The sequence below is a fragment of the Cupriavidus sp. 05L411 genome, assembly GCF_056398045.1.
In genome coordinates this window covers 112,339-128,310 of the sequence record NZ_JBFTOQ010000011.1, presented here as the reverse complement: position 1 = coordinate 128,310, position 15,972 = coordinate 112,339, and the positions used below count along the sequence as shown (strand labels likewise).

Below are 15,972 nucleotides of genomic sequence, written 5' to 3'. Positions count from 1 at the left end.
GGCGCGAACTGGCGTGGCGAAATTTCAATGGCAACCGGCCTGAAGTGGGGCTCCCCGGCCGCGCCGTCCTCCTCGCGTAGCAAAAAGCGCCGATCCAATGCGTCTGAATCAGCGCTTGCACAGCGCGCTTGGCGACATCATTGGCAGGCGGTGCCGGGCACAGGCTTGCCCGAGTTGGTCATGCCCTGGCAGGCATCGCCAACGATGGTGTCGGAGTCGAAGGCGGCGTTGTTATATGGCTTGAGCCTGCCCGCTACCGTGCAGCAAAAGCGCGGCTCGCCCGGGACGGGCGTTGCCGGCGGCGCGCTCTTCGCCATGCGGGAGGACGCAGGCACCTGACTGGCCGCAGGCGTTGGCGCGGGAGCAATACGAGAGGCTGGCGGCTTGGCGGGCTGGTCGACGCTCTGGTCGTCGTCATCCGGAGACACGCACTGGCCCTTCTGGCAGATCCGCTCCCCTTTGCACTGCATGTCATATTGGCAACCCGCTGCGTATGCGTGCAGCGGCGACGCCATCGCCAACGTGGTGGCGAACAGCAAGCCCAGCGTTCTCATGTTTCCTCCTACTCGACTGCCAGCGCGAATCGTACGAACCGCCCGCACCGGATCCTATATTCCGGCACTGGCGAGCGCCGGGCATCGTGCCGTTTTGCACGGGATACCCGACTCCGGCGTCGACCGCCACGTCAGCCGAAGCGATCCACCGCCACCTCTAGCATAGGCATCGGGACCCGCCACAGGGAACCCCGCCATGCAAGCGTGTGAGCGCCGCACCACCAAGGGCGGCGACGGCAAAAGAGCGCTGCGCCCCGTGCCCGGCCAGGCCGTCCAAACGCCCGTGTGAAACCGCTTGCGACCGGCACGCGCACGCTGCAAGTCCTTGTATGATTGCCGCTGGATTCATTGCACAGCCCTGCCCCACCGACCATCCGATCCTCGGATCCTCCAGAGGCAAGCCGAATGATGTTTCGCACCGTTGAGTCAGAGTTGCTGAACAAGCCGGTGCCGGCGCCGGTGCAAGCCGAGTTTGCCCAGCATGAATTCGAGAGGCTGCAGCGCTTTTGCCTGATGACCTTCGCGGCCAGCGTGGGGATCTGGCTCGTGTTCGATCTGCTGGTCAGCTTCAAGGGAGGCCAGGGTTTCACGATCAACTCGATCCTCCACCTTGCCCTGTTGTCGGCGCTGACCGCGGCCGTGCCCTTCGTGCGGAGCGCGCAACAATTCCAGATCCTCAACTTTGCCTTTGTGGTGGCCTTCTGCGTGGGTGCCCGCCTGGTGCTGGACGGCACGCCGGACGACACCCGTCCGATCTGGTCGATGCTGGTGGCGGCCAGCGTGCTGTTCTGCGCCTCCACGCTGCCGCTGAGCCCCAGGGCGTTTTTCGGCGTCGTCGCGCTGGCCTGGGTCCTGCTCTTTCCCATGATGGCGGCGCAGGACCTGCTGGAACTCAAGGGCATCCTGGTCGTCTGCTACGCGCTCTATTTCACCGGCATCACGGTGTACACATTCATCACGCTCCGGCGCGCGAAGCTGCAGAACTTTGTCATGGCGAAGACCTTGCTGCAGCAGGCATATGTGGATGCGCTGACCGAGATTCCCAACCGCCGGGCCTTCATGCTCAACGTAGGCAGCCTGGTACCGCGCGCCACCGCGGAGCAAGACCACTACCTGGCGATGGTGGACATCGACGACTTCAAGAAGGTCAATGACCGCTACGGCCACGATATTGGCGACGAAGTGCTCAAGCACGTGGCTGCGGGGATCAGGCGGGTGATGGGGGACTGCCAGTATGCGCGCCTGGGGGGAGAGGAATTCGGCATCYATCTCAAGGGGATGACGCGCGCCGAGGCGGAAGTCCGCATCGGACTGCTGTGCCGCAGCATCCGGGATGCGCCATCGGAGCCCCCCGTGACCATCAGCATTGGCGTCACCCACATGGTCAGCGGCGACACGCTCACCAAGGCGCTCATCAAAGCCGATGAAGCGCTCTATGATTCAAAGAGGACCGGCAAGGACAAGTACACATTCCACCAGGCCCCCTGCCAGCCCGAAGGATCGCCATGACCCATATCAACCTGCTTTGCACTGCCTGGCTGGCATCCGCCTGCCTTGCCGGCGCGGCACTGGCTCAGTCAAGCACCGTGGTTATCAACCAGAGCGGCATTTCTGCCTCGGGCACGTCCGGGAGCAGTGTCGTCATCGTCAATGGCCAGGTGGTGACTTCCCATGACGCCACCAAGGGAGGCGGCCCCGAGAAGACCGAGCAGCGCATGGTCGGCGCGTTCTCCGGCGTGCAGCTCAATGCCCCGGCCGATGTGGTGTTCTCGGTTGCGCGCGCCTACTCCGTTTCCATCACCGGCCCCGAGGACATCCTGCCGCTGGTGCTCACCAGCCTGGACGACGGCAAGCTGACCATTGGCCTGAGCGCGCCGGTCGTGCTCGCGGCGCCGCTCAGGGTGGCCATTACCGGGCCCTCGCTCCAGGCGGTCAGCATTCCCGGCGCCGGCACCCTGCGTGCATCCGGCTTGCACGAGACATCCATCGACCTGCGTCTGTCCGGGTCCGGCTCGATCGTTGCCGAGGGCACCGTGGGCAGCGTGCGCGCCGCCATCTCCGGCTCTGGCGAGGTGGATGCCAGCGGCTTGCGCGCGCAGCGGCTGGACGCGCAGCTCAGCGGCTCGGGCCGCATCCTCGGCTACGCGTCGGATGCGGCCAGCGTGGCGCTGACGGGATCCGGCGACATCATCGTTGCCGGCAAGCCGCACCAGCGCGCCGTCAGCCGGACCGGTTCCGGCCAGGTATCTTTCGAATAGCCAGCCGCGCCGGACCTACCAGGCCGCCAGCCCGTCCACCGCCTGCTGGGTGATGGCGACGCCATGCCGCACCGTGGCGTCGCGCCACGGCTGGGCCACCGGGATGAACGCATCGAGCATGTCGGCACGCAAGAGCGCGTAACGCGCCGTGCCACGCTCTGCCTTGAACCGCAGCCACTGGTCCAGCCGCAGGGCATGGCCCATATTAGCGCCCCGGGTACCGAACTCGACCACCGCCCCCGCCAGCGGCCGCCCGCCAAGGAAGCGCTCGACGCCGTGGAACACCAGACCGGTGTAGGCGGGACGCGCCAGGCCATGCGGACGCACGCCAAGCACGCGTTGCTCGCCCCACCAGCTGGCCGCGCGCGCCTGCTGCTCACTGCCGTCCGGGTTGAAGCACARGAAGAACGGYTCGCCGTATTCGCCGATGCCGGTATGCCAGTCGATCAGGCCAATCCGCTCGGCGCTCGCGAGGTGCTCCCGCACGATCGTCTCCAGCGTCAGGTTTGACCACTCCCGGTGGTGGCCACCAAACACCAGGCCATCCGGATGGCTGTATTGCCCACGGGCGCGCGTGTCGAACAGGGCATCGGCACCGTGCGTGGCCCCGTAGGCGCGCGCCGCGGCATCCGCGGCGGCAATGCTGTCCCAGCTCCATGCCTGCGGGATCAGGTCGGCGTGCAGCGCCGCGTAGCCGGGGTTGGCGGGCACCGGCTGCGTCGCATCGAACAAGTGCGCGGCAAAGTTGCGGTTCAGGTCGACATTGTTCTCGGTGGTGCGGGTGCCATGTGCAAAGCCGTAGGGGTTTAGCCCGTGCACCAGCAGCACGCCCAGGCCTGCCGGCAACCGGCTGGCCGGCCCGCTCGCCAGCCACGCCACCTGTGCCGCCGAGCCGGCGTAGCCTTCCTGTCCGTGGGTGCCGCTGATCAGCACCAGCTGGCGCGGCGCGCGCGCGTCGCCAAGGTGCGCGACGTCAATGGCCAGCGGCTCGCCGGCCGGGCCGGTTGCATGGGGATGCGGGTAGACGCTGAGCGCAGCGCCCACGGCATCGGCCGCCGCGCGGAACTTGTTGCGGGCGCCGGTGTAGTCCAGCGCGTAGAAATCCGTGAAATCCATCGGGATACCGTCCGCGCTTATTCGGTAAAGGCAAGGGTGACGCCTGCCGCCTCGGCAGGTGGCACCACCAGCAGGCCGTCAATCTCCTCGACGCCGCGGATCTCGCCTGCCGCCAGCGCGGCGCGCGCTGTTGCCAGCGCCGTGGTGCGCAGCACCAGCGCCACCATGCGGTCGCGGCCATCAATCAGCGGCGGCACGCTCGCGCCGAAGCGCCGCGCCGCCGCCTCCGGCGTCAGCACCACCACTGACGCACCGCCGGCGCGCAGCAGCTCGCCGTGCGCACCCTTGCCCACATGCTCGGCGCCGAACAGGCGCGATAGCAGGCCGATGGTGCGCGCCGGGTCCGCCGCCGCGATCACGTATTGCGCCACGCCGGTCACGCCGTTGGGATGGACTTGCCAGTGCCCGCGCCAGACCAGTTCCGGCGTGAAGTGGTGGCAGAAGTAGAGGCGTCCGTTTGGCACCAGGTGCGCGGCCAGCCGCACCGTGCGAAAGCGCGCTTCGCCGGTGGCGCCGGGCAGCTCGACCGGTCGCGTGAACTCACGCGGCGGCCCCTCCACTTCCAGCCCGCGCGCCAGGATCTCGCGGTGCAGGCCGGTGGAGTCGGCGCTCTTGAAGACAAGCCCGGTCAGGCCAGCCGGCTCGGCCAGCAGGTCCGCGCGGCCGGTCGTCGCCTTGCCGGCTTCAAAGCCGAGCAGCTCCAGGTAATCCGTATCGAAGATCGCGAGGTGGTTGCTGGACCCGAGCGAATGATGGCCGCGCGGCGTCAGCTGGAAACCCAGGCGGCGATAGCGGCTGGCGGCGTCGTCCAGGCCTTCGTGGACATTGACGACGACGTGGTCGAGCAGCGGGATCAGGTTTGGCATGAGAGGGGTTCCGTTGGAATAAACGAGCGWTGGGCGAGCGTACGCGAGCACGGCGCGATCCCCAACTGCGCGTTTCGTCTTTGCATATGCGCGCGGTGTGCGCCTGCCGGGTGCGCCGCGCGCCGCGCAGCCAACGTCTTTGCATAGACGAAAAGCGCGTTTCCCTCGCGCAGCGGCGCCCCCTACACTCGCTGGCTGCCCAGCCTTCGTGCTCCCTGCATCCTGCATTCCTTCGATTACTGTGGAACCCCTGCCATGTCCCTGACGCGACGCGACTTCCTGATTCAATCCGGTGCCCTTGCCGCTGGCGCCACCCTGCCGGGCACGCTGCTGGCACAGGCTGCCGACACGCCGCGCAAGGGCGGCGTGCTGACGGTGCTGCTGGGCGGCGAGCAGCGCATCCTCAACCCCGCGCTGCGTGCGTCCACCGGTGTCTACGTGGTGTCCAGCAAGATCATCGAGTCGCTGGTGGACCTGGACGCCAGCGGCAAGCCCGCTCCCGTGCTGGCCACCAGCTGGAGCAGCTCACCGGACGGCAAGACCATCACCTTCAAGCTGCGCGAGGGCGTGACCTGGCACGACGGCAAGCCCTTCACCTCGGCCGACGTGCAGTACAACGCGATGGAGCTGTGGAAGAAGCACCTGAACTACGGCACCGCGCTGCACCTGTACCTCGATGCCGTCGATACGCCCAACGCACAGACCGCGGTGTTCCGCTATTCGCGCCCGATGCCGATCGAGCTGCTGCTGCGCGCGCTGTGCGACCTTGGCTACGTGGTGCCGCGCCACAAGTTCGAAGGCACCAACGTGCTGGAGAACCCCGCCAATACCGCGCCAATCGGCACGGGGCCATTCCGCTTCACCCAGTACGAACGCGGCCAGTTCGTGATCGCCGAGCGCAATGCCGCATATTGGCGCAAGGCCGCGCCGTACCTGGACCGTGTGGTGTGGCGCATCATCACCGACAAGTCCGCCGCGGCTGCCGCGCTCGAAACCGGCGAGGCGCAGCTGACCACCTATTCGCATGTCGGCCTGGCGGATCTTGAGCGATTCAAGAAGGATGGGCGCTTCAAGGTGTCCACCAAGGGTCTGGAGGCCAACTCCTACAACAACACGCTGGAGTTCAACGTGCGCCGCAAGGAGCTGTCGGACGTGCGCGTGCGCCGCGCCATCGCGCACGCCATCGATGTCGACTTCTTCATCAAGAACTTCCTGTACGGCACCGCCAAGCCGGCCACCGGCCCGATTCCCTCGACCTCGTCGTTCTATCCCGGCGGCAAGCAGCCCTATCCGTTCGACCGCAAGCGCGCCGAAGCCCTGCTCGACGAAGCCGGCTTCAAGCGTGGTGCCGACGGCAACCGCTTCACGCTCAAGCTGGTGCCGATCCAGAACGGCGAGGACGTGCCACTGTTCGCCACTTACATACAGCAGTCGCTGGCGCAGGTGGGCATCAAGGTCACCGTGCAGCAACTCGACATCGCTGGTGCGTTGTCGACCGTGTACCGCGACTGGAATTTCGACCTTGCCACCGGCTGGCACCAGTACCGCGGCGACCCCGCGGTGTCGACCACCGTCTGGTACCGCTCGGGCAGCCCCAAGGGCGCGCCCTGGACCAACCAGTACGGCTGGCAGTCCGCCAAGGTCGACAAGCTGATCGACGACGCCGGCTCGGAGATCAACCCGGCCAAGCGCAAGGCGCTCTATGCCGAGTGGGTCAAGGAGGTCAACGACGAGCTGCCGGTCTGGATGGTGACCGAGCGCGAGTTCTACTCAATCACCAGCAAGCGCGTGCACAACGACCACAACACACCGCGCTGGCCGTCCAGCAGCTGGTACGACACCTGGCTGTCGGCCTGAGCCGGCCATGCGCATCTTGTCACTCGCCCTGCGCAGGCTGGCAGCCAGCCTGCCCTCGCTGCTGCTGATCCTGTGCGGCCTGTTCCTGCTGCTGCAATTCGCCCCGGGAGACACCGTCGATGCCCTGGTCGCCGAAATGGGGGGCGCGGATGCCGCCGTCATCGGCCAGCTGCGGCAGTTCTACGGGCTCGACGCCTCCACCACGGTGCAGCTTGGCCGCTACCTGTGGCGTCTGGTGCATCTGGACCTGGGCTACTCCGCCATCTATGGCAAGCCGGTGGCCACCGTCATCCTGGAACGCCTGCCCGTCACGCTGCTGCTGATGGGCTGCGCGCAGGTGCTGGCCGCCGTGTGCGGCATTGCGCTGGGCGTGGCCGCGGCGCATCGGGTGGATCGCTGGCCGGATACGCTGGTGTCCATGCTCGGGCTGGTGTTCTATGCCACGCCGTCGTTCTGGTTCGGGCTGATGGGCATCGTGGTGTTCGCCATCCACCTGGGGTGGCTGCCACCCGGTGGCTACCAGGACGTCGCCGCCGGTTACACAGGCCTGGCACGCCTGGCCGACATCGCCTGGCACCTGGTGCTGCCGACCGTGACGCTGGCGCTGATCTACCTGGCTATCTACCTGCGCATCATGCGCGCGTCGATGCTGGAGGTGCTGACGCTGGACTTCGTGCGCAGCGCGCGCGCCAAGGGCCTGTCCGAGTATGCCGTGCTGGTGCGCCATGTGCTGCGCAACGCGCTGCTGCCGCTGCTCACGCTGGCCGGGCTGCAGTTCGGCACCATGCTGGGGGGCTCGGTGGTGATCGAAAGCGTGTTCGCGCTGCCGGGGCTGGGCCGGCTGGCCTATGACTCGGTGGTCCAGCGCGACCTGAACACCCTGCTCGGCATTGTCTTTATCAGCGCGCTGCTGGTGATCGCCATCAATTTCATCGTCGACATGCTGTATGCGCTGCTCGACCCCCGCATCCTTCACGAACGCAAGGCATGAAGCTGCTCCGACGTTACCTGCGCAACCCGGCCGCGGCCTTCGGCCTGCTGGTGTTGCTGGCGGTCATTGCCATGGCGGCCTGCGCCTCGGCCGTGTTTCCCGCCGATCCCCTTTCCCTTGCCGGCCGCCCATTGCAATGGCCGCTGGAAGATCCGCATTTCTGGCTAGGCACCGACCAGACCGGGCGCGACATCGCCGCCCAGATCTTTCACGGCGCGCGCGTCTCGTTGCTGATCGGCTTCGTGGCCACACTGATTGCTGTGTCCATCGGCATCCTGATCGGCGCATTCGCGGGCTACTACGGCGGCTGGGCCGACAACCTGCTGATGCGGCTGACCGAAGGCTTCCAGACGCTGCCCAGCTTCTTGCTGCTGCTGGTGCTGGTGTCGGTGTTCGGCTCCGGCATCACCACTGTGACGCTAGCCATCGGGGTGGTGTCCTGGCCCGCCACCGCGCGGCTGACGCGCGCCGAGTTCCTGACCCTGCGCAACCGCGACTTCGTCCACTCCTGCCGCGCGCTGGGCATGCGCGACCTGCAGATCATCTTTCGCGAAATCCTGCCTAACGCACTGCCGCCGGTGGTGGTGTACGCCAGTGTGGTGATGGCGCTGGCCATCCTGCTGGAAAGCGCGCTGGCCTTTCTCAACCTGTCGGACCCGAACGTGGCCTCCTGGGGCAACCTGATCGGAGGCGGGCGCAGCGTGCTGCGTTCGCAGTGGTATGTCTCGGCCATTCCCGGCATCGCCATCCTGCTCACCGTGCTGGCTGTATCGCTGGTGGGACAGGGCCTGAACGACGCACTCAACCCCAGGCTGAAACGCGCATGAGCGGACCGTTGCCCTTCCTTCTCAGTATCGACGCGCTCAGCGTCGCCTTGCCCGCCGGCGCCGACCGCCCGCTCGCGCTGGATGGCGTCTCGCTGGCGCTGGCGCCAGGAGAAATCCTGTGCGTGGTTGGCGAAAGCGGCTCCGGCAAGTCCATGACCGCCGGCGCCGTGCTTGGGCTGCTGCCCGATGGCGTGCGCCGCAGCGCCGGGCGCATCCTGTTCGAAGGCCGCGAGCTGACGGCGCTGTCCGAGGCGGATCTGCGGCGCATACGCGGCGCCCGCATCGGCATGATCTTCCAGGAACCGATGACGGCGCTCAATCCGCTGCGCACCATCGGCGACCAGATCGGCGAGGTGTTCCGCACCCACACCCGGTTGCCCAAGGCGGAAGTCGCGCGCAAGGTGCGCAGCCTGCTGGAAGACGTGCAGATCCCGCAGCCGCTTGCCGCCGCTGGCGCCTATCCGCATGAGCTGTCCGGCGGGCAGCGCCAGCGCGCCATGATTGCCATGGCGCTGGCGCTCGAGCCCAGCTTGCTGATTGCCGATGAGCCCACCACCGCGCTCGACGTCACCACCCAGGCCCAGATCCTGCGGCTGATCCGCGAATTGCAGCAACGCAAGGGCACGGCGGTGCTGTTCATCACGCACGACTTCGGCGTGGTGGCGGAGATTGCCGACCGCATCGCGGTCATGCGCCAAGGCGAGGTGGTGGAGACCGGGCCGGCCGCCGAGATCCTGGCGCGGCCGCAACATCCCTACACCCAAGCGCTTCTGGCCGCCGTGCCCGCGCTGGAGCCGCCGCCGCCGCGCGTGCAGACGGGTGACACGCTGCTCGCCATCGACGGCATCGGCAAAACCTACCGCGGCGGCGGCTGGCTCGGCCGGGGCCGGCGCCAGGTGCAGGCGCTCGACCAGGTATCGCTCGCGCTGCCGCGCGGCGGCGCGCTCGGTATCGTGGGCGAGAGCGGCTGCGGCAAGAGCACGCTTGCGCGTTGCCTCGTGGGCCTGCTCGCCCCGGATCGCGGCAGYCTGCGGCTCGATGGCACCGATCTGCTGACAGCCGCTGCGGGCCAGCGCCGGCAGCGCGCCCGGCGCATCCAGATGGTGTTCCAGGACCCGTTTGGCTCGCTCAACCCGCGCCGCCGCGTGGGCGAGCTGGTCGCGCAAGGGCCGCTGATCCACGGGGAACATCCGCTGCGGGCGCGCCTTCGCGCCGCCGAGCTGTTCGAACTGGTAGGGCTGGATCCCAGCGCGCTCGACCGTTATCCGCACGAATTCTCCGGCGGCCAGCGCCAGCGCATCGGCCTGGCCCGGGCGCTGGCCCTGTCGCCCGACGTGCTGGTGGCGGACGAGCCGGTGTCCGCGCTGGATGTCTCCGTGCAGGCACAGGTGCTGGCGCTGCTTGACGACCTGCGCGCGCGCACCGGCTTGTCGCTGATCCTGATCACGCACGATTTGCGCGTGGCGGCCCAGGTCTGCGACCGGGTGGCAGTCATGAAGGACGGGCGCGTGGTGGAAGAAGCCGATACCGCCACGCTGTTCGGCGCGCCCCGCCATCCTTACACGCAGGCCTTGCTGGCAGCCGTGCCGGGCAGGCGGGCGATGGGCCGGGCAAGCGCAGCGGTGAGCGAGCGCAGCGTGCGCTGAGGCTTGTCGACCGCCTCGCCGCCCCTGACATGCGCGTGCGCACAACAATTTCCCGCGGCACCGCTTGTTGACGTTGCAGAGCAAGAATGGCAGCATTCCCGGCTTCGGTGGGCTGCCCACCTGGCCAACCACTCGCCCGCCGCCAAACGCGGGCTTCGGAGTATTCAAGTCATGCGCGTTGCATTTATCGGCCTGGGTGTCATGGGCTATCACATGGCGGGCCATCTCGCCGCCAAGGGTCATCAGGTCACCGTCTACAACCGCACGGCTGCCAAGGCCGAGCAGTGGGTCGCCGCGTTCGGCGGCAAGTCGGCCGCCACCCCGGCGCTGGCCGCGCAAGACGCCGAAGTGGTCTGCTCCTGCGTGGGCAACGACGATGACCTGCGCTCGGTCCTCACTGGCAAGGACGGCGCCTACAGCAACGCACCGGCAGGCTGCGTGTTCGTGGACCACACCACCGCCAGCGCCAATGTGGCGCGCGAGTTGTATGCCGCGGCTAACGAGCGGGGCCTGCACTTTGTCGACGCGCCGGTCTCGGGCGGCGAAGTCGGCGCGCAAAAGGGCATCCTGACCATCATGTGCGGCGCCGACGAGGCCGTGTTCGGTCGCGTCGAGGCCGTGCTGGGCGCCTATGGGCGCGCCGTCACCCGCATTGGCGGCTCCGGCGCTGGCCAGCTGGCCAAGATGGTCAACCAGATCTGCATCGCCGGCCTGCTGCAGGGCCTGTCCGAAGCCATCGCCTTTGGCGAGCGCGCGGGACTGGACATGAGGGTAGTGCTGGATGTGATCAGCAAGGGCGCCGCCGGCTCCTGGCAGCTGGAAAACCGCGGCCCCACCATGATCGAAGACAGGTTCGATTTCGGCTTCGCGGTGGACTGGATGCGCAAGGATCTGGGCCTGTGCCTGGACGAGGCACGCCGCAACGGCGCCAGCCTGCCGGTCACCGCCGTGGTGGACCAGTTCTACGCCGACCTGCAGCAAGACGGCTGCGGCCGTGCCGATACCTCCTCGCTGATCAAGCGCCTGCGTTGATCCTGCGCTGACCGAATGGCTGCCGGGCATGTGTGCTGCCCGCGCCGCCGGCCGTTCTGCCGCCCTTTTCCCCCGTTGCCCCCTTTCCTGACGCCGCGCTCGCGGCGTCATCCAATTCCTACATCCGTATCAGAGGCCGTCCCGCTGGGCCGGACTGCATGCCCGGCTATCTTGTAAGCATGGCGGGCGCGCCCGTTAGCGCCGTCAGCAGCATCATTCACGTAGGAGACCACTATGTTGAGACTGGCAAGCGCGCTCATCGCGGGCGCAGCGCTACTGTTCGGATTGAACGGTTGTACCGCTACCGGCGCCGTGGCTGGCGGTGTCGCGGGTCATGAACTGTCGCACGGCAGCACCGCGGGCACCATCGGCGGCGCGGTGGCAGGCGGCGTCATCGGTCACGAACTAGGCAAGTAAACAACAGTTAACAACGAGATCAGCGACGATCCAGAACGCCATCCAGAACGCTATCCAAAAGGCGAACCAGAACACAAACAAGATAGCGCGAGCCCCGCGCTGATCCCCTCGTCAAGGAGCCAATCATGGCCATCGGTACGATCCTGCTCATCCTTCTTATCCTGCTGCTGATCGGCGCACTGCCCACGTGGCCGTACAGCACGGGATGGGGCTACTACCCCAGCGGCGGCCTAGGCCTGGTCGTGCTGATCGTCGTGATCCTGGTGGTCATGGGCCGGCTGTAGCGCAAGCTGACTTCCTCAGATAAAAAACGCGCCGCATGAAGATGCGGCGCGTTTTTTATTATTTTCATCGCTGAAAGAATGCCAGCGCCGCCGCACGGATTGGCGGGCAATGCATCAAGAGCGGGTTCAATACGACTTCGGCAAACCCAGCACGCGCTCGGCGATATGGCACATGATGAGCTGCGCGCTGACCGGGGCAATGCGCGGGATATACGACTCGCGCAGGTAACGCTCCACCTGGTACTCACGCGCATAGCCCATGCCGCCCAACGTCAGGACCGCGGTCTGGCAGGCTTGGTGCGCGGCTTCCGCCGCCAGGTACTTGGCGGTATTGGCTTCGGCCCCGCAGGGCTTGCCGTTGTCATACAGCCAGGCCGCCTTCCACATCATCATATCGGCGGCCTCCAGCGCCATCCACGCTTGCGCCAGCGGGTGCTGGATGCCCTGGTTCTGGCCGATCGGGCGCCCGAACACGGTGCGCTCCTTGGCATAGCGCGTTGCCGCTTCCAGGGCGACGCGGCCAAGGCCGACGGCTTCGGCGGCAATCAGGATGCGCTCGGGGTTGAGGCCGTGCAGGATGTACTCGAAGCCGCGCCCTTCCTCACCGATGCGGTCGGCCACCGGCACCGTCAGCCCGTCGATAAAGAGCATGTTCGAGTCCACCGCGGCGCGCCCCATTTTGTGGATCTCGCGCACCTCGATGTGCTTGCGGTCCAGCGCCGTGTAGAACAGGCTCAGGCCCTGCGTCGGCTTGGCCACCTTGTCCAGCGGCGTGGTGCGGGCCAGCAGCAGCATGCGGTCGGCCACCTGCGCGGTGGAGATCCAGATCTTGCGGCCGTCCACGCGATAGCTGGCGCCATCCGCCGACAGCACGGCCTGGGTCTTGAGATGGGTGGTGTCCAGCCCGGCGTCGGGCTCCGTCACGGCGAAGCAGGCCTTCTCGGTSCCGGCGATCAGCGGCGCCAGCGCCGCCTCCTTCTGCCGGTCGTTGCCGAACACCACCACCGGGTTGAGGCCAAACACATTCATATGGATGGCCGACGCGCCGGAAAAACCCGCGCCGGACGCCGACACCGTCTGCATGATCAGCGCCGCCTCGGTAATGCCAAGCCCGGCGCCGCCGTACGCTTCCGGCATCGCGATGCCGAGCCAGCCCGCCTGCGCCATGGCCTGGTGGAAGGCATGGGGAAACTTGCCTTCGTCGTCCAGCCCCGACCAGTAGTCGGCGCCGAAGTCGCTGCATAGCTGCGTCACCGCTTCGACGATGGCGCGCTGCTCGGGGGTTCTTTCAAAGTTCATGCCTACCTCATTCCGGCTGGATGCCAGCGTCCTTGACCAGCTTGGTCCACTTGACCAGTTCGCCGGCCACGAAGCCGGAGAACTGCTTGGGCGATTGCCCGAATGCCTCAAAGCCCAGCGCCTCGAAGCGCGGGGCAACTTCCTTGCTCGCGGCGATGCGCGACAGTTCGCGGTTGAGCCGCTCGACCACCTCCGCAGGCGCCTTTGCTGGCGCGAACACGCCATTCCAGGACGTAATATCGAAGCCTTTCAGCTCAGGCGTGTCGGCCAGCGGCGGCAGTTCCGGCAGCAGCCGGCTGCGCTGCGCGGTGGTCACCGCCAGCGCCCGCAGCTTGCCCGCCTTCACGTTGGCAATGCCGGCCGCCACGTCGACAAACATCATCGGCACCTGCCCCGCGATCACATCGGTCATGGCCGGCGGCGTGCTCTTGTACGGCACATGCAGCAGGTCCAGCCCGGCCATGCGCCCGAGCGTGGCGCCCGACACGATGCCGGTGCTGTTGCCGCTGGCGTAAGACATGCCCGGATGCGTGCGCGCATAGGCGATCAGGTCCGCCACGGTCTTGACCGGCAACTTCGGGTTGACCACCAGCATGAACGGCAGGTTGCCCATGCGCGCCACCGGCGTGAAGTCGCGGATCGGGTCATACGGCAGCTTCTTCATCAGCGAAGGATTGGCCGAATGGGTCGTGTTGGTGGTCATGAACAGCGTGTAGCCGTCCGGCGCGGCCTGCGCGACGATCTCGGCGGCAATCGCGCCATTTGCCCCAGGGCGGTTGTCCACCACCACATTGGTCTTGAGCGCGTCGCCGAGTTCCTTGGCGGTGATGCGGGCCACCGCGTCGGTGCCGCTGCCGGCGGCGAACGGCACCACCAGGCGGATCGGCTTGCTGGGATAAGCGTCGGCCGCCGCCGCGAACGGCGCCGCGGCGAGGCTCAGCAATGGCAGCGCGGCGCGCAGCAGCGTGGTGAGGCTTGGCATAGTGTTGTCTCCTGTTTTTTGGCTAGCTATCTCGTTGTCGTGGATTAGCCTTGTCAGCTTCGTCAGCTTTGTCTTTGCGATGCCCCCGGGCACCATGCCGCCTCACCGCGCGGTCTTCTCTTTGTAGTTCGTGTCCTTGACCAGCTTGGCCCAGCGCGCGGCGTCGTCGGCAATGATGGTGGCAAACTGCTCGGGCGTGCTGCCGACGGCCTCATAGTCGATGGCGGCAAGGCGTTCCCTGATATCCGGCATCGCGACGATCCGCACGATTTCCTGGTTCAGCCGGGTGACGATTTCCTTCGGCGTGCCTGCCGGCGCCAGCAGCCCAGCCCAGGAATTGAAGTTCATGCCCTGGATCCCGGCCTCCTGCATGGTCGGCACATCGGGCAGCGCCGGCGAGCGCTTGGGCGACAGCACGGCCAGCGGGCGCAGCCTGCCGGCCCGGATCATCGCCATCGCGTTGAAGGGATCGATGGTCATGTCGACCTCGCCCGCCACCACGGCCTGCATCTGCGGGCCGGTGCCCCGGTACGACACACTGACCACGTCCGGGGTGCCGGCGGTGGATTTAAATGTCTCCCCGATCAGCTCGATCATGCTGCTGCCGGCCGACAAGCTCAGCGGACGGCTCTTGGCGCGGGCCAGCCCGACGAACTCCTGCACGGTCTTGGCCGGCACCGACGGGTGGACCACCATCACAAAGCCGATGCTGCTGATCAGGCTGATCGGTGCAAAGCTCTTCAGTGGCTCGTAACCTGCCTTGTACAGCACGGGGCTAAGCGTCTGCGCGCCAGCGGTGTTGAGCAGCAGCGTATAGCCATCAGGGGCGGCACGCGCGACCATATCGGTGCCGATGATGCCATTGGCGCCGGGGCGGTTCTCCACCACCACCGGTTGCTTCAAGGCCTCCGCCAGCCTCTGCGACACCAGCCGCGCCACCACGTCGGAGGCGCCGCCCGGCGCGAAAGGCACCACCATGCGGATCGGCTTGGCGGGATAGGTGCTGCTCCACGCCAATGCGGGCATGGCGCTCCAGATGGCGGCGCAAACGAGCAAACGGCGTCGGGAAGACAGTGTCATCGGAATCTCCTACCAGGCTTGAACAACAAACGTCGTATCGGGTGCGGGCACCCAGGCGAAATGGCAGCGATCTGCGGCGTTCAGCAGCGGTCGGCAGCAGTCCTCAGGCGGGACGGATCACGCGCTCCGGGGATTCCTCGTAAGGCGGGGCGTAGATCACCAGCAGTTTCACGGGCTCGTCGCTGATCACCGTGAACACATGCATGGCCTCGGCCGGGAAGAAGCAGCAATCGCCGGGGCCAAGCTCGCGCGATTGCCCGTTCACCTCAGCGCGCGCCCTGCCCTCCAGCACATAGCAGACCTGCTCGATGCCGGGATGCGCGTGCGGCAAGGCACCTTTGCCGCGCTCGATCGTGCCGTGAATGACTTCTAGCTGGGTGGCGCCGACGTTCTCGCGGCCGATGATGCGGCGGTTCAGCGTGCCGACGTGATTGGCCGGGTGGTAGCCGGGCACGTCTTCGGCACGGACAAAGTAGATCGGTGAGGACGACGAGGGGGTCATTGCAGTCTCCATGCCGGCTACGCCGCGACCCTATGAGGGCGGCTGTGATGCCTGGCTGTTTTTCATGTTTGTGAAAGTTATTTTATCCCTATGAAAAAACTAGTCAACAGTTTCGGCCGGACCAAGGCGCCTCAACCGCCTCAGCAGCAAATAAAAATGTCTTTTTGAGCACAAACCGGAAAATTACCGGCAACCCCGGCAGATTCCGCAATCTCGCGCATCAGGGATACAGAGACGCTGCGGCCTTTGCGGCATCGGTCC

At 66.8% G+C, this 15,972-nt stretch carries 16 protein-coding genes; 9 read left to right on the top strand and 7 right to left on the bottom strand.

From position 1 onward, the window contains the following. Window positions 1-137 precede the first annotated feature (137 nt). A complete protein-coding gene (locus tag AC1DQR_RS15785) occupies window positions 138-554 on the bottom strand; it encodes a hypothetical protein (protein WP_416052846.1) in 417 nt (138 codons plus the stop codon). 405 nt (window positions 555-959) lie between these two features. Between AC1DQR_RS15785 and AC1DQR_RS15780 the strand changes: the two genes are divergently transcribed. Then, window positions 960-2,063 carry a GGDEF domain-containing protein gene (locus AC1DQR_RS15780; RefSeq protein WP_477133317.1) on the top strand — a complete coding sequence of 368 codons (1,104 nt, stop codon included), beginning with the start codon at window positions 960-962 and terminating at the stop codon, window positions 2,061-2,063. After that, complete coding sequence (locus tag AC1DQR_RS15775) at window positions 2,060-2,812, top strand: head GIN domain-containing protein (RefSeq protein ID WP_416052848.1); 753 nt, start codon at window positions 2,060-2,062, stop codon at window positions 2,810-2,812. Before AC1DQR_RS15780 ends, AC1DQR_RS15775 begins: the two co-directional genes overlap by 4 nt. Before the next feature lie 15 nt (window positions 2,813-2,827). Here the strand turns inward: AC1DQR_RS15775 and AC1DQR_RS15770 are convergent, their stop codons facing one another. Both AC1DQR_RS15770 and AC1DQR_RS15765 read right to left on the bottom strand, forming a co-directional pair. Continuing rightward, a complete protein-coding gene (locus AC1DQR_RS15770; RefSeq protein WP_477133316.1) occupies window positions 2,828-3,928 on the bottom strand; it encodes a M14 family metallopeptidase in 1,101 nt (366 codons plus the stop codon). Between the two features lie 17 nt (window positions 3,929-3,945). Next, window positions 3,946-4,794 carry a VOC family protein gene (locus tag AC1DQR_RS15765; RefSeq protein WP_416052850.1) on the bottom strand — a complete coding sequence of 283 codons (849 nt, stop codon included), beginning with the start codon at window positions 4,792-4,794 and terminating at the stop codon, window positions 3,946-3,948. A gap of 255 nt (window positions 4,795-5,049) precedes the next feature. Here AC1DQR_RS15765 and AC1DQR_RS15760 point away from each other — a divergent pair, with 255 nt between their 5' ends. From AC1DQR_RS15760 to AC1DQR_RS15730, 7 genes are all read left to right on the top strand, one after another. Beyond that, window positions 5,050-6,651: an ABC transporter substrate-binding protein gene (locus AC1DQR_RS15760; RefSeq protein ID WP_416052851.1), complete on the top strand. Its 1,602-nt coding sequence runs from the start codon at window positions 5,050-5,052 to the stop codon at window positions 6,649-6,651. A gap of 7 nt (window positions 6,652-6,658) precedes the next feature. Further along, window positions 6,659-7,642 (top strand): ABC transporter permease, encoded by a 984-nt coding sequence (locus tag AC1DQR_RS15755; RefSeq protein ID WP_416052852.1) that lies wholly within the window; start codon window positions 6,659-6,661, stop codon window positions 7,640-7,642. Next, the gene (locus AC1DQR_RS15750; RefSeq protein ID WP_416052853.1) at window positions 7,639-8,469 is read left to right on the top strand and encodes an ABC transporter permease; all 831 of its coding nucleotides are present in this window, start codon (window positions 7,639-7,641) and stop codon (window positions 8,467-8,469) included. Before AC1DQR_RS15755 ends, AC1DQR_RS15750 begins: the two co-directional genes overlap by 4 nt. Continuing rightward, window positions 8,466-10,115, top strand: coding sequence for an ABC transporter ATP-binding protein (locus AC1DQR_RS15745; protein ID WP_416052854.1), 1,650 nt, complete (start codon window positions 8,466-8,468; stop codon window positions 10,113-10,115). Before AC1DQR_RS15750 ends, AC1DQR_RS15745 begins: the two co-directional genes overlap by 4 nt. Before the next feature lie 120 nt (window positions 10,116-10,235). Further along, on the top strand, window positions 10,236-11,147 hold the full coding sequence (locus AC1DQR_RS15740; RefSeq protein ID WP_416053281.1) for an NAD(P)-dependent oxidoreductase: 912 nt from the start codon (window positions 10,236-10,238) through the stop codon (window positions 11,145-11,147). Between the two features lie 234 nt (window positions 11,148-11,381). Next, a complete protein-coding gene (locus AC1DQR_RS15735) occupies window positions 11,382-11,564 on the top strand; it encodes a glycine zipper 2TM domain-containing protein (protein WP_416052855.1) in 183 nt (60 codons plus the stop codon). 125 nt (window positions 11,565-11,689) lie between these two features. Beyond that, window positions 11,690-11,848, top strand: coding sequence for a DUF3309 family protein (locus tag AC1DQR_RS15730; RefSeq protein WP_183034576.1), 159 nt, complete (start codon window positions 11,690-11,692; stop codon window positions 11,846-11,848). A gap of 126 nt (window positions 11,849-11,974) precedes the next feature. On the opposite strand, the gene AC1DQR_RS15725 is transcribed toward AC1DQR_RS15730, so the two are convergent. The 4 genes from AC1DQR_RS15725 to AC1DQR_RS15710 form a co-directional block, all read right to left on the bottom strand. After that, window positions 11,975-13,147, bottom strand: a complete 1,173-nt coding sequence (locus tag AC1DQR_RS15725) for an acyl-CoA dehydrogenase family protein (protein WP_477133315.1) — start codon at window positions 13,145-13,147, stop codon at window positions 11,975-11,977. Between the two features lie 7 nt (window positions 13,148-13,154). Beyond that, complete coding sequence (locus tag AC1DQR_RS15720; RefSeq protein ID WP_416052857.1) at window positions 13,155-14,129, bottom strand: Bug family tripartite tricarboxylate transporter substrate binding protein; 975 nt, start codon at window positions 14,127-14,129, stop codon at window positions 13,155-13,157. A gap of 102 nt (window positions 14,130-14,231) precedes the next feature. Continuing rightward, complete coding sequence (locus AC1DQR_RS15715; protein WP_477133314.1) at window positions 14,232-15,209, bottom strand: Bug family tripartite tricarboxylate transporter substrate binding protein; 978 nt, start codon at window positions 15,207-15,209, stop codon at window positions 14,232-14,234. Between the two features lie 103 nt (window positions 15,210-15,312). Beyond that, window positions 15,313-15,711: a cupin domain-containing protein gene (locus AC1DQR_RS15710; protein ID WP_043355682.1), complete on the bottom strand. Its 399-nt coding sequence runs from the start codon at window positions 15,709-15,711 to the stop codon at window positions 15,313-15,315. Window positions 15,712-15,972 lie beyond the last annotated feature (261 nt).

Coding starts and splice junctions, on each gene's coding strand:
- AC1DQR_RS15755 (WP_416052852.1), top strand. CDS start 6,659: ATGCGCATCTTGTCACTCGCCCTGCGCAGGCTGGCAGCCAGCCTGCCC.
- AC1DQR_RS15760 (WP_416052851.1), top strand. CDS start 5,050: ATGTCCCTGACGCGACGCGACTTCCTGATTCAATCCGGTGCCCTTGCC.
- AC1DQR_RS15715 (WP_477133314.1), bottom strand. CDS start 15,209: ATGACACTGTCTTCCCGACGCCGTTTGCTCGTTTGCGCCGCCATCTGG.
- AC1DQR_RS15710 (WP_043355682.1), bottom strand. CDS start 15,711: ATGACCCCCTCGTCGTCCTCACCGATCTACTTTGTCCGTGCCGAAGAC.
- AC1DQR_RS15750 (WP_416052853.1), top strand. CDS start 7,639: ATGAAGCTGCTCCGACGTTACCTGCGCAACCCGGCCGCGGCCTTCGGC.
- AC1DQR_RS15765 (WP_416052850.1), bottom strand. CDS start 4,794: ATGCCAAACCTGATCCCGCTGCTCGACCACGTCGTCGTCAATGTCCAC.
- AC1DQR_RS15775 (WP_416052848.1), top strand. CDS start 2,060: ATGACCCATATCAACCTGCTTTGCACTGCCTGGCTGGCATCCGCCTGC.
- AC1DQR_RS15730 (WP_183034576.1), top strand. CDS start 11,690: ATGGCCATCGGTACGATCCTGCTCATCCTTCTTATCCTGCTGCTGATC.
- AC1DQR_RS15735 (WP_416052855.1), top strand. CDS start 11,382: ATGTTGAGACTGGCAAGCGCGCTCATCGCGGGCGCAGCGCTACTGTTC.
- AC1DQR_RS15785 (WP_416052846.1), bottom strand. CDS start 554: ATGAGAACGCTGGGCTTGCTGTTCGCCACCACGTTGGCGATGGCGTCG.
- AC1DQR_RS15720 (WP_416052857.1), bottom strand. CDS start 14,129: ATGCCAAGCCTCACCACGCTGCTGCGCGCCGCGCTGCCATTGCTGAGC.